This is a genomic window from uncultured Anaerofustis sp. (assembly GCF_938029165.1).
Taxonomy (GTDB): domain Bacteria; phylum Bacillota; class Clostridia; order Eubacteriales; family Anaerofustaceae; genus Anaerofustis.
The window spans coordinates 114159-127106 of the sequence record NZ_CALHFB010000030.1 but is presented as its reverse complement, the minus strand read 5'-3'; the positions used below and the strand labels follow the sequence as shown (position 1 = coordinate 127106).

At 29.9% G+C, this 12948-nt stretch carries 14 protein-coding genes; 10 read left to right on the top strand and 4 right to left on the bottom strand.

Annotation, left to right across the window (positions count from 1 at the left end):
• Entirely contained in the window at positions 1-1419 is a 1419-nt protein-coding gene (locus tag Q0516_RS03605; protein WP_257480101.1) for a GntR family transcriptional regulator, read from the bottom strand.
• Between the two features lie 190 nt (positions 1420-1609).
• Here Q0516_RS03605 and Q0516_RS03600 point away from each other — a divergent pair, with 190 nt between their 5' ends.
• Positions 1610-3991 carry a response regulator gene (locus Q0516_RS03600; RefSeq protein ID WP_294466018.1) on the top strand — a complete coding sequence of 794 codons (2382 nt, stop codon included), beginning with the start codon at positions 1610-1612 and terminating at the stop codon, positions 3989-3991.
• Positions 3992-4015: 24 nt separating this feature from the next.
• Here the strand turns inward: Q0516_RS03600 and Q0516_RS03595 are convergent, their stop codons facing one another.
• The gene (locus Q0516_RS03595) at positions 4016-4381 is read right to left on the bottom strand and encodes a helix-turn-helix transcriptional regulator (protein ID WP_294466014.1); all 366 of its coding nucleotides are present in this window, start codon (positions 4379-4381) and stop codon (positions 4016-4018) included.
• 235 nt (positions 4382-4616) lie between these two features.
• Here Q0516_RS03595 and Q0516_RS03590 point away from each other — a divergent pair, with 235 nt between their 5' ends.
• From Q0516_RS03590 to Q0516_RS03550, 9 genes are all read left to right on the top strand, one after another.
• Positions 4617-5141: a nitroreductase gene (locus tag Q0516_RS03590; RefSeq protein ID WP_294466010.1), complete on the top strand. Its 525-nt coding sequence runs from the start codon at positions 4617-4619 to the stop codon at positions 5139-5141.
• A gap of 297 nt (positions 5142-5438) precedes the next feature.
• Complete coding sequence (locus Q0516_RS03585; protein WP_294466008.1) at positions 5439-6032, top strand: ECF transporter S component; 594 nt, start codon at positions 5439-5441, stop codon at positions 6030-6032.
• A 184-nt stretch (positions 6033-6216) separates the two neighbouring features.
• Positions 6217-6810, top strand: coding sequence for an ECF transporter S component (locus Q0516_RS03580; RefSeq protein ID WP_294466006.1), 594 nt, complete (start codon positions 6217-6219; stop codon positions 6808-6810).
• Positions 6811-6820: 10 nt separating this feature from the next.
• On the top strand, positions 6821-7591 hold the full coding sequence (locus Q0516_RS03575) for a type III pantothenate kinase (RefSeq protein WP_294466004.1): 771 nt from the start codon (positions 6821-6823) through the stop codon (positions 7589-7591).
• Positions 7572-8561, top strand: a complete 990-nt coding sequence (dusB, locus tag Q0516_RS03570; protein WP_294466002.1) for a tRNA dihydrouridine synthase DusB — start codon at positions 7572-7574, stop codon at positions 8559-8561. The genes Q0516_RS03575 and dusB overlap by 20 nt, the downstream gene beginning before the upstream one ends.
• A 15-nt stretch (positions 8562-8576) precedes the next feature.
• On the top strand, positions 8577-9452 hold the full coding sequence (locus Q0516_RS03565; RefSeq protein WP_294465999.1) for a YicC/YloC family endoribonuclease: 876 nt from the start codon (positions 8577-8579) through the stop codon (positions 9450-9452).
• A 3-nt stretch (positions 9453-9455) separates the two neighbouring features.
• Positions 9456-9935 carry a GNAT family N-acetyltransferase gene (locus tag Q0516_RS03560; protein ID WP_294465995.1) on the top strand — a complete coding sequence of 160 codons (480 nt, stop codon included), beginning with the start codon at positions 9456-9458 and terminating at the stop codon, positions 9933-9935.
• A gap of 16 nt (positions 9936-9951) precedes the next feature.
• The gene (gene gmk, locus Q0516_RS03555) at positions 9952-10500 is read left to right on the top strand and encodes a guanylate kinase (protein ID WP_294465991.1); all 549 of its coding nucleotides are present in this window, start codon (positions 9952-9954) and stop codon (positions 10498-10500) included.
• Between the two features lie 102 nt (positions 10501-10602).
• On the top strand, positions 10603-11271 hold the full coding sequence (locus tag Q0516_RS03550) for an allulose-6-phosphate 3-epimerase (RefSeq protein ID WP_294465989.1): 669 nt from the start codon (positions 10603-10605) through the stop codon (positions 11269-11271).
• 42 nt (positions 11272-11313) lie between these two features.
• On the opposite strand, the gene Q0516_RS03545 is transcribed toward Q0516_RS03550, so the two are convergent.
• Positions 11314-12261, bottom strand: coding sequence for a calcium/sodium antiporter (locus tag Q0516_RS03545; protein ID WP_294465984.1), 948 nt, complete (start codon positions 12259-12261; stop codon positions 11314-11316).
• A gap of 114 nt (positions 12262-12375) precedes the next feature.
• A complete protein-coding gene (locus Q0516_RS03540) occupies positions 12376-12945 on the bottom strand; it encodes an ANTAR domain-containing protein (RefSeq protein ID WP_294465981.1) in 570 nt (189 codons plus the stop codon).
• Positions 12946-12948: the final 3 nt, after the last annotated feature.

Sequence of the window (12948 nt, the reverse complement as noted above, 5' to 3'; positions counted from 1 at the left end):
TTACTCTTTTTTTTGTAGCACAGATTTTGTAATATCTTGGACATTTTTTATCAGTTTAATCATTATTATTGAAAATTCATCAGCATTTCTGCTGTTTAATATATTTAAAATGTCTTGAATGTCGTTCATATTTTTTTCATTATATATAAGATTTATAGGATATATCCAAAGGATTAGTGCAAAATAACGAGAATATACCATTTTAATAAATTTTGATTTTGTTAATAATATAATACATTCCAAATAAGCAAATATTATATCCAATGATTTTTTATTATCTAAAGATATAATTTTTTCCTTTATTTTATCGAAATCATCATTAGAAAATTTTGAAAAAATAATTTCGTTCATTTCATATGCATTAAGTTTTAATATTTCCAGACTTTCATATCCAAGTTTTATATTTTTGTTTATAGTCTTATTATTGAAATTTTCTATGTTTATATTTTCTATACTTACTATTGTGCCTTTTCTCGGAATCGTTTTTACTATTCCCAATGTGCTTAAAAGATTTATTGTCCTTCTTATTGTACTAAATGAAACCTTATACTTTTCTTCCATTTTTGTAAAAGAAGGTAAGAAAGAATTCATTTTATAATCTCCATAATAAATCCCGCCGATGATATGTTCGGCTATAGAATAACATTTTTGAGGTCTGTCACGAAATACATGCCAAATAAACGGAATCTGTTTTTCAGGTGTTAACGATTTTTTATCAGGATATTTAATATATTTTTTTATATCTGTAAGTAGTATATCTTCAAAAATTAAATAATTATTTAAAAAATCGTTTGCTTTATGGTTTTTACAACTTATTAATATATTTTTAATAGCCTCTTTATAACTTTTTCTTTCTAAAATATTTATATTATTATCTTTAGTGTATGTATTAAAATGATCGTTTTTATCATCAAAATAAGGGAATTTATAAAATAAAATTATTTCATTAAATAAATTCATAGCTAATTTATTATTAAGTTTTTCAAGTATAGCACTTCCCATAGTAAAAGATAAATAAGTATCCTTAGGATCAGTATTTTTAATTGAATTATATAAAATGTTCATGTCTTCTTTATCTAATAATAGGTATGCTTTTTTTAGCATAGGATGTATCATTAAAGGAGCGATTTCATTTATATCCCTTATTGCTTCAATTCTTTTTACGTAATAATCGTTTATATAATTTATAACCTCATCATTTGAAGTTTTATATACTACAGTTGCCTTCTTGCCCGATGAAATTTCTATAAATCCATTTTTTTTTAGTTTATATAGCATATTTCTTATGGTTTGGGGTGCTACCTGGAATTTATAACATAGGTGTTCGATTGAAGGTAGTTTTTCTCCATATTTTATATGTCCAAATAATATTTGTGTGGAATAATATTCATAAATCATTTCATAAAAAGCTCTGTTCACAATACCCACCTAATAATTGTTATTTAATAATTAAATAATTTCTTTTCTTGCTATATCTTAAAGTATTTGTTACAATAAATCTATATATACATGAACACAGAAGCTATAGATATTTTAATATAAGTATTCACCTTTAATTGAAATTTATTTTTAATATTAAATGTTTATCCGTGTATAGGAGAAATATATTATGGAACATGATATAAATGAAACAGATAAATCACTGCCATTAAGTGACGAATATAATAATCTAATGAGTACGATGAAAGTGAGTGTAAGCAAACACCTTTTAGATGAATACTTTACAACTGTGTGGGCTAATGATTATTATTATGATTTAATAGGTTATCCTAAAGATGAATATGAAGAAAAATTTAAAAATCGTCCGGATATATATTACAGTAAACTTGGATATTTAGATGAACTGGCAAAACTTACTGCTGCTGTAATGGATGCAATCAATAACGGAAGAAAAGGATATAGTTTGATAACCCGTCTTCCTATAAAAGGGAAAAAGGGGCATATATGGGTAAGGATGAATGCAACCTTTACCGATGAAATAATAAGCGGTAAGCAAGTATCTTATACTGTAATTACAAATATAGATGATTTGGTTCAAACTCAAAAAACTCAGCATATAACAACTAACAATTTACCCGGATTGATTTTTAAAGGTATTATAAAAAATGATAATGAACTTGAGCTTTTAGATGAACAAGGTAAAAATAAAAAGATACTTAATTATAAAAATGAAAATTATAATATTATGTCTGATTATAACAGACAAATAATAAGAAAATATTTAGCAGAAGTTGAAGTCGGTAAACATATACGTTTTTTGGCAAAACTTAAAAATAATAAAAATGAAGATACATGGATGCAAATAAATGGAGATTGTATTGACTGGATCAGACAAGATCCAATTTACTTATTTGTTTGTATAGATGTAACAGATTTAACGGATTTAAGAGAAATGCAGGTAAAACTTGAAAAACAATCCGTTGAACTTAAAAAAGCGTTAAATGAAGCTGAAAATGCAAACAAAGCAAAATCAGAGTTCCTATCAAGTATGTCCCACGACATCAGAACACCGATGAATGCTATCATGGGTATGACTGAGATAGCCCAAATGAATATTTTAAATACTGATAAAGTAAACGACTGCCTTAAAAAGATTTCTGTATCGGGTCAGCATTTACTTGGACTTATAAATGATGTTTTGGATATGTCTAAAATTGAAAGCGGAAAGATGATTTTAAGAAATGATTCTGTATCTTTACCGGAAGTGTTAGAGAATATAGTATCTATACTTCAGCCAATGGTGAAATCGAGAAAACAGTCATTTTCAATCAGAATTCATAATTTAGTACATGAGGATTTTTACTTTGATGCATTGAGACTCCGTCAATGTTTTATTAATATTTTATCTAATGCTACTAAATTTACACCTGAAAAAGGGAGTATAACTGTAGATGTAGAAGAGGAATATTCTGATGATATGGATTATTCCAAATTGACATTTACGTTTACTGACACGGGGATGGGAATGAAAAAAGAATTTTTAAACAATATTTTTGATTCCTTTACTCGTGAAAAAGACGGAAGAGTCGATAAAACCGAGGTCAGCGGACTTGGGATGGCTATTACTAAAAAGATAGTAGACATAATGGATGGTACTATTGAAGTAAAAAGCAAAGTGGGTTTGGGAACAACATTTATCGTGACTCTTCCTCTTAAAATAGATAAAAACAAAGTAACAGACTATACTTTACCAAATACAAATGTACTCGTAGTTGATGACGATGATATCATGTGTGAATATACAGTCAGTAACTTAAAAGCCTTAGGAGCAAATGCAGAATGGGTAGACAGCGGTAAGGATGCTGTTGAAAAAGTAATAAATGCTCATGACGAAAAAACAGATTTTGATATAGTAATTCTTGACTGGATGATGCCTGACCAAGATGGAATAGAAACAGTAAAGAAAATCAGAGCTTCCATAAATGGTGATATACCTATTTTAATCGTTTCTGCATATGACTGGAGTGAAATAGAAAATGAAGCTGAAGGTGTGAATGGATTTTTATCAAAACCACTTTTCCGTTCAACGCTTTACAGGGCACTCAATAAATATGTTTTAAAAACAAATGACGAAGATTATTTAGATAAGAAAACTAATTATTACGATTTTAAAAATAAAAATATATTACTGGTTGAAGATAATGAACTAAATAGAGATATTGCAGTGGAACTATTATCCATAACAAAAGCTAATATTGAATGTGCTTCAAACGGAAAAGAATGTGTGGAAATGTTTAAGTCTTCTAAAGAAGATTATTATGATTTGATGTTGATGGATATTCAAATGCCTGTAATGGACGGTTATGAGGCAACTAAGATCATAAGAAAGTTAAAAAGAAATGATTCTTTAACGGTTCCGATACTAGCAATGACAGCAGATGTGTTTTCGGAAGATATACATGCCGCAAAAGCAGCGGGTATGAACGGACATCTCTCAAAGCCTCTTAATAGCAGCATTATGATGAAGGAAATAAATAAGTTAATAAATTAAAAAAAGAGTAATGATTACTCTTTTTTATTTTACTATGTTTATTAAGAAAATTATTATTATAAATATGATACCTATAAATATAAGACCTATAATATATCTTTTTGATCTACTCATCTTATTTATATTTTCAATTGTTTCATTTACTTCTTTGGATAATGCTACTGAAATTTTTGATTTACTATTTGATACATTATCAATGTCTTTTAAAAGATAATCTGTGCTAACATTAAAAATCTCGCTTATTTTTATAAGCTTATCCGTATCAGGCATTGTTTCTCCAACTTCCCATTTTGATACCGACTGCCTTGTTACATTTAATTTTTCTGCTAGGTCTTCCTGAGATAATCCGTTAGTATTTCTTAAGTGTATCAATTGTTCTTTAAAACTCATATTATTTCTCCTTTTTGATTTATAATCAAATTATATTTTAATTTTAAGCTAACTTCTACCAACTGACTTAATACAATTACGCACTTTTTACGTGCTATTTAGTATTTTAACATTATTTCGTTGTAAACACATATTAATGAGATCTGTGAACAAAATAATTTTTTATTACATAAGTTTCACTTAAATTTAATATTAGAGGATTATAATATAAATAAATACAATAGGGGGTATGGAAATGAGTAATGCAGTTATAGATAATATTTTATCGAGAAGAAGTGTTAGAAGTTATTTAGATAAAGAAGTATGTGAAGATGATTTAAAGTTAATATTAAAAGCTGGTGAATATGCACCGTCGGGTATGGGAAAACAGTCACCTGTGATAGTGGCTGTTCAAAGCAAGGAAACCATAGACAAGCTTGTTAAAATGAATGCAGAAATAATGGGTACAGATTTAAATCCATACTATGGTGCTCCAACTATTATCATAGTTCTTGCAGATAAAAATGTAAATACTTATCTGCAAGACGGGAGTTTGGCTATTGGCACAATGATGCTTGCCGCTAATTCTCTTGGAATATCTACTTGTTGGATCAACAGGGAATATGAAATGTTCAATACAAAAGAGGGAAGAGACCTTTTAAATAAATGGGGGCTGAGTGATGATCTTGTCGGAGTGGGAGCTTTAGCATTGGGATATGCAAAAGGTAAAATTAAAGAAGCTAAACCAAGAAAAGAAAATTATAGTATTATAATTAAATAAAACAAAAAGAGCATATTATTATACTCTTTTTATAAAATTATATATAATCTTTATAAAATATATATTATTTATATTTAATATTTATTATCTCAGACAAGCCATTAAAAATTTTGTATTTTATTTGCTTTACTTTTAAATTCGATTTAAAAAGACAGTTCTATTATGTAATAATTGTTAAATGAAAAGTGTGAAGTGTTTTATTGACAATAAAAAAGTTAGTGTTATAATGATTTTGTTATTACGTCTTGCATCCTTTGGTGAAAACTAAAAAATATAGGAGCGAGAACGGAGGTACAAATGAATAATAAACTTTTTAAAGACACAAACACTTTTACTTTTCTAAGTATTATGTTTGCTCTTACTATCCTTTTTACATATACCGTGGGAATGATACCTACAGGTATGGCTTCTATTGCGGTTCTTGCATTTTTCCCGACAGTACTTACTTCATTGATTTACGGACCTAAGGCAGGTGCCTTTATGGGTGCATTGGCAGGTATGGTTGCAATGTCTAAAAATATAACAATGCCGTCAGGTATCTTATCTCCGTTTTTTATAAATCCTCTTGTTTCGGTTCTTCCGAGAATTTTTATAGGCATAGTTCCTTTTTACGTTTATAAATTCGTTAAGAAAGTATCTAAAAATATTGGTATTGCTTCATTATGCGCAGGTGTTATGGGTGCGGTTACTAATACAACATTGGCAATGGGTATGTTATATATAGTCTATGCTAAGGATATTGTAATGGCTGCTGGTAAATCTTTTAAGGTCATACTTCTTGGAATACTTACTTCATCAGCGATTATAGAAGCGATTATAATGGGAGTTGCCGCTTTTGCGATTATGCAGATTTATGTGAAAAAGAAAAGTAAAATTGCCGCAGAGGTATAAATTATAAACATTTATTAAAAGGAATATTTAATATTCCTTTTTTATTTTATAAAATTACTTTGATGTCAATAAAAGGTTTTCTTATTGACAATAAAATCGGTGATGATATAATGTTCTTAACTACAAAAAAATCGTCTTGCATCCTTTGTATACAGTAAATGAGGAGTGAGAACGGAGGTTAATTATGAAAAATAGATTATTTAAAGACACAAAAGAGTTTACTTTTTTAAGTATCATGTTCGGGATTACAATTTTCTTCACTTACACTGCGGGGATGATACCTGCGGGGATGGCGTCTGTTGCTATTCTTTGTTTTATTCCTACGGTAATTACATCTTTGATTTACGGTCCGGTTAAAGGTGCTTTTATGGGAGCACTTGCGGGACTTGTTTCTTTATCAAAAGCAATTTTAATGCCTGCGGGTATATTGGATCCTTACTTTATAAATCCGTTGGTATCTGTATTACCAAGGCTCTTTATCGGGGTAGTTCCATATTACGTTTATAAACTAAGTAAAAAAATCATAAAAACAAAAAGTATTGCTTCATTTTTATCGGGTGCACTTGGTGCAATCACCAACACGGCGCTTGTAATGCCGATGTTATATTTTCTTTACGGAACGGAAATTGCAAAGGCAGTCGGAAGTTCGTTCAAAATTTTACTTATTGGTATAATAACTTCTTCGATGTTGATTGAAGCAGCGGTAATGGGAATATTTACCCTTGCAGTCATGGCTGTTTATATAAAGAAAAATCCTAATATTAAAGCGGAACAATAGGAGAGAAAAAATGATTTTAGTGATAGATGTAGGTAATACAACAACTCAGCTTGGTATATTTAAAGATGATAAGTTAATACATGAGTTCAGGTATATTACAAAGCAGGATAGGACAAGTGATGAAATAGGAACACTGATCATTACTTTTTTTGCACACTTCAATATCGATATCAAAGATTTTAAAGGTGCAATAATTTCAAGTGTAGTTCCTGATGTCAACTATCACCTTGTAAATGCAATAAAGAAATACATAGGTGTAGAGCCATTGATGGTGGGCAGCGGGATAAAAACGGGTATAAACGTAAGGACTGATAATCCAAAAGAAGTGGGGGCAGATAGGATCGTAGATGCGGCTGCTGCTTATAATTTGTATAAATGTCCGGTAATAGTAGTAAACTTCGGAACAGCAACGAGATATGATTATGTAAATAGGGAAGGTGTCTTTTCCTATGCGGTGACTTCGCCGGGAATTCAAATTTCGGCGGATGCACTTTGGAAAGGTGCCGCAAAACTTCCTAAAATAGAGATAGAAAAACCTAAAAGCATACTTGCCAGCAATACCATAACGAGTATGCAGGCTGGACTTGTTTATGGATATATCGGTCAAGTCGAATATGTAATAAAGAAAATGAAAGAAGAATTAAACACAGAAGGCATAAAAGTTGTAGCATGCGGCGGATATGGGAAAATAATATATCCGGAAACAGATGTAATAGATGTATTTGACCCATTATTAACATTAAAAGGACTAAAAATTATATATGACAAAAATAAAAAATAATTATTTCGAAGATTTATTAAAGGTAAATAAAGCAATCTTGGCACCTATGGCAGGGGTAACGACCCTGCCATATAGATTATTTATGAAAGAAATGGGCTGTAAGATTTTTATAAGTGAAATGGTAAGTGCCAAAGGTTTATATTATAAAAGCAGAAATACTTTTCCTTTAATGGAAACTAATGAACTTGAACATAGTGATGCAGTAACCGGTATCCAGATATTTGGGAGTGAACCTGAAATAATGGCAGAAGTTACCAAGCGATATATAAATGACACTGCTTTTGATTTTATTGACATCAATATGGGATGTCCGATGAAAAAGATAGTTAATAACGGAGACGGTTCTGCTCTTTTAAAGGATTTGGATAAGGCAAATAAAGTAGTCAGAGAAGTAAAGTCGGCTTCAATTAAACCTGTCAGTGTTAAAGTCAGGCTTGGTTTTAACGAAAATATCATCGAGGATATTATAAAAGCTATTGAAGACGGCGGTGCGGATATGATAACCGTTCATGGGAGAACCAGAGAACAGGTATTTACCGGAGAAGTGGACTATGACGGAATAAAAAAAGCTAAAGAGACAGCAAGCATTCCGCTTATTGCAAACGGGGATTTGGATAATTATTTTAAGGCAAAAGAAAAAATGGATTTTACCGGTTCTGACGGTGTCATGGTAGGCAGGGGTGCGAATTATGATCCCTTTATTTTTTCTCAGTTCAATGAGTGCATTTTAGGTGAAAAAATAAGTGAGTATTCTATTCATGATAAAATAGATGCTGCAAGAAAACATTTTGAAATACATTTAAAATATTCAAACGATAAAAAGAAAGTGATTGAATTCAGGAAATACTTATATTGGTATATTAAAGGTATAAAGAACAGTGCTAAAATTAGGAACAGTATCAACAATGTTAATGAAATAGATGAAGTGTATGAAATATTTAATAGAATAGATGATATATTAGAGTCATAGAAAAGGGGAAATATTATGAAAAGCATGACAGGTTTCGGAAGAGGAGAATACAGAAGCGAAACTTTGGTAATAGATGTTGAAATCAAAACTATAAATCACAGGTACAGAGATTTTAATATAAGATTACCCAGGAAATATTCTGCTTTTGAAGAGAGAGTAAGAAATCTTATAAGTAAGAAAGTAAACAGAGGAAGAATCGATGTCTTTATTAAGACCGAAAAATTTGGCAGTGAAGATGTTTCTTTGGTTTATGATGAAAACCTTGCTAAAGAATATTATGATATATTAAATAAAATCGGATGTGAATTTACCGATATTAAAAACGATATTGCAATAACTACTATAGCAAGATATCCTGAGGTTATAAAAACAGAAGAAGCTGAAATTGATTTGGAAGAACAATGGAAGTATTTTGAAGAAGCAATTAGTGAAGCTGTAGAGACTTTGGTTGAAAGCAGGAGACTTGAAGGCGAGGCACTTAAGAAGGATTTCATAAAAAGGATCGATATTGTAAGTGCAGAGACTGAAAAAATTTCTAAATTGGCTCATGACATCCCGGTAAACTATGCCAAGGAATTAAATGATAATATAGAAAAATATAAATTAGGAATAATCGATTCTGATAGATTAGCTACTGAAATTGCCTTATATTCAGAAAAAGTCAATATAACAGAAGAATTGGTAAGATTAGATAATCATCTTAAATCATTCTTAACCATAATAGAAAAGAAAGAACCTATAGGAAGAAAACTTGATTTTTTACTTCAGGAAATAAACAGGGAAGCGAACACAATAGCTTCAAAATCCAACAGTTTTGAAATCAGTTCTTCAGTAGTCGAAATAAAAAGCGAACTTGAAAAGATAAGAGAACAAATCCAAAATATAGAATAAAAAATGAAGTATAATATAAAATTAATAAAAAATCCTGACATGCAAATATTGGAAGAGTTCTTATTTAATGCGATTTACATACCTGAAGACAGTAATCCCATAGATAAAAGTATAATCTATAATAAAGAAATTTATAACTATATCGAAGGACTTGGAAAAGCAGATGATATTATTTTAGGATGTGAATATAATAATAAAATTGTTGCTTTATCCTGGAGCAGGATACTAAGCGGTGATATAAAGGGTTACGGTAATATCGATAATAATACTCCCGAAATCGCTGTTTCTGTTTTAAAAGGATACAGAAATAAAGGTATAGGGACAGCTTTACTTAAAGAACATCTTAAAGTACTTAAAAAGAATTATAATAGAGTTTCTTTGAGTGTCAATAAAGAAAATTATGCTGTTGATTTGTATAAAAAGCTGGGATTTGATATAATAAAAGAAAATGATGAAGATTATATAATGGTATTAAATTTTTAAATAATAGGAGATATTCATGAGGGGAAAATTATTTGTTATTTCGGGACCTTCGGGAAGCGGAAAAAGTACTATATGTAAAGAACTTGAAAAAGAAGAAAATATAAAAATATCGATTTCCGCAACGACCAGACCTATGAGAAAAGGTGAAGAAGAAGGAGTTAATTATTATTTTTTAAGTAATGAAGAATTTCAAAAAAAGATAAAAAAGAAAGCTTTTTACGAATTTGCCAGTGTATTCAATCATTACTACGGAACCCTTAAAGAAAAAGTAGATGAAATGCTGGACGGCGGATATAATGTAATTCTTGAAATAGATGTTCAGGGTGCTATGCAAATAAAAAGACAAAACGATAAGGCTGTACTTATATTTATAATGCCCCCAAGTGAGAAAGAACTTATCGAAAGACTTACAAACAGAAAAACGGAAAGCGATGAACAGTTAAAACTTAGAATTGCGACGGCTAAAGAAGAGATATTATTTAAAAATAAATATGATTACATAGTGGTCAATGATGATATAAATAGAGCCGCAAATGAAATAAAAGATATTATAAACAATAATTAAACTGATTTATTTTATAAATCAGTTTTCTTTTTATATAAATATATTTGTGTTTTATAATTTTTTTATGATATATTATAAATGAATATATTTAGGGAGGTAAAAATGAAATATAAAATAAGTCCATCTCTTATGTGTATGGATCTGCTTAATATAGAAAGTCAAATAAAAACTCTTAATCCATATGTATATTCTTATCATGTCGATATAATCGACGGAGTATATTTTAAAAATTTTTCTTTCACACCTCCTTTTATGAAGGCTGTAAGAAAAGTAACTTCCGCAAAATTAGATGCGCATGTAATGCTCGTGGATCCTTTTTACTATTTGGAAGAAATGGTTGACTGCGGTGCGGACTGTGTAAGCATTCATTCTGAAAAACTTATTAACGAAGCATTTAGAACCAGTAAGTTTTTACATGAAAGAAACAAAGAGTTCGGTGTGGTACTGTGTCCTGAAATAGGCGAAGAAACTTTGATGCCTTATATTTGTGAAATTGATAAGATTACTGTAATGACGGAAGAGCCGGGGTTTGCGGGTGGTGATTTTATACCGGGAACTTTAGATAAAATAAAAAAGTTAGTTAAAATCAGAAAAGAAAGAGATTTGAATTTTTTAATAGAAATTGACGGCGTTGTAAATAAAGAACATTTCAGAGAATATAAAGAAGCAGGGGTAGATGTTTATATCGTCGGAAACAGGGGCTTATTCAGTCTTCATGAAGATTTGGATACTGCTATAAAAATGACTTTAAAACAAATTGAAGAAGCATAAATAAAAAAGACTTCATAATTGAAGCCTTTTTTTATTAAAATTTTACCTGTTTATAATGTAAATCATGTATATCAAATACATAAAAATCATTACAAAGCCTTCTTTTTTATTTATTTTATCTTTGGATATGCAGAAGAAGTAAGTAATTATACTCACTATACAAAGCATAATTAAATCAAAAACAGATTCCATTGATACTGCTATCGGATGAATGAAGGATGCCATACCTAAAATCAATAAGATATTGAAAATATTTGAGCCAATTATATTTCCCAGTGCCATATCACTGTCTCCTTTTCTTGCGGCAACGATACTTGTAACGAGTTCGGGAAGGCTTGTCCCAAGTGCTATTATAGTTAGTCCTATCAAATTTGCGCTTAAACCTAAACTGGATGCTATTGAAGACGCTGAGTCAACTACTACATCTCCTCCGTAGATTACACCTACAAGACCCAGTAGTATATATAATACACTTTTTATAGGAGAAAGAACTATAAAATCTTCATCTAACTCTTCTCTGTTTTTAATGGCAGAAACAACCATATATATAAGAAATAGTATAAATAATACTAAAAGGATAAGACCTTCAAATCTTCCAATCGTAATATTATTATTTCCAAATATAAAATCGGAAATGAAAAACAGTAACAGTATACTTATTATGATTGAAAATGGATATTCCCTTTTAATAATGCTTTTTTTGACTATTATCGGGGTTATTACAGCGCATACTCCGCCTACGACTAAAAGATTAAATATATTTGAACCAATGACATTTGCTATGGCAATCGCATTTTGCCCTTTGAGTGCTGCGGAAATACTGACAGCTGCCTCCGGTGCACTTGTTCCCATTGCAACTATTGTTAGCCCTATAATAATAGTAGGAACTTTTAAAAGTTTTGCCACCGAGCTGGAGCCTTCCACAAATAAGTCCGCACCTTTTATAAGAAGTATAAATCCTATTATAAGAAATATTATATCTCTGATCATTTTATCTCCTTTTTGCATTAAAAAAACTTATGTTACATACATAAGTTTTCCTAATCCACTTATGTTAATTCAACTACGAATTAAAAAATATTTTATAATATAAGAATACATATGTCAAGAAATATTATACTTATCAAGTATTTCCTTTGCTATTTCATATCTATTTAATCTGCGGTTCATAGCTTCTTTTTCTATGTACTTATGTGCTTCATTTTCATTTAAATGCTCATTTTCCATTAGTATGAGTTTAGCTCTATCCACGATTTTAATTTCTTCTATTTTATTTTTAAGCTGCTCATTTTCCTTTTTTAAAGAAATAAGTCTGTTTTTCACTGACATTTGCAGTCTAAGTGATTGATAAAAAAGAGATTTTATAACAGGTTTAGATATGATTAGTACTCCGAAGCTTTCTACATCTGCTCTAATTTCCTCTGCAATATCGCTTTTAACCAGCAATAAAGTTCCTATATTCAATCTTGATAAATCTATACTAAGTTCGGTACCGAATTCTTCTCTCAGCGGAGTGTTGATTATGGCAATTGATAATTCATTATTTGCGGCATATCTTCTTGCTTTTGACGCGGAAGTCGTGGTAACTATTTGGATATTATTATATTCTTTTAATAATTCGCATAGTGTATCTTTTGATTTTTCATTTGCGGATACTATCAATACTTTTTCCAAATA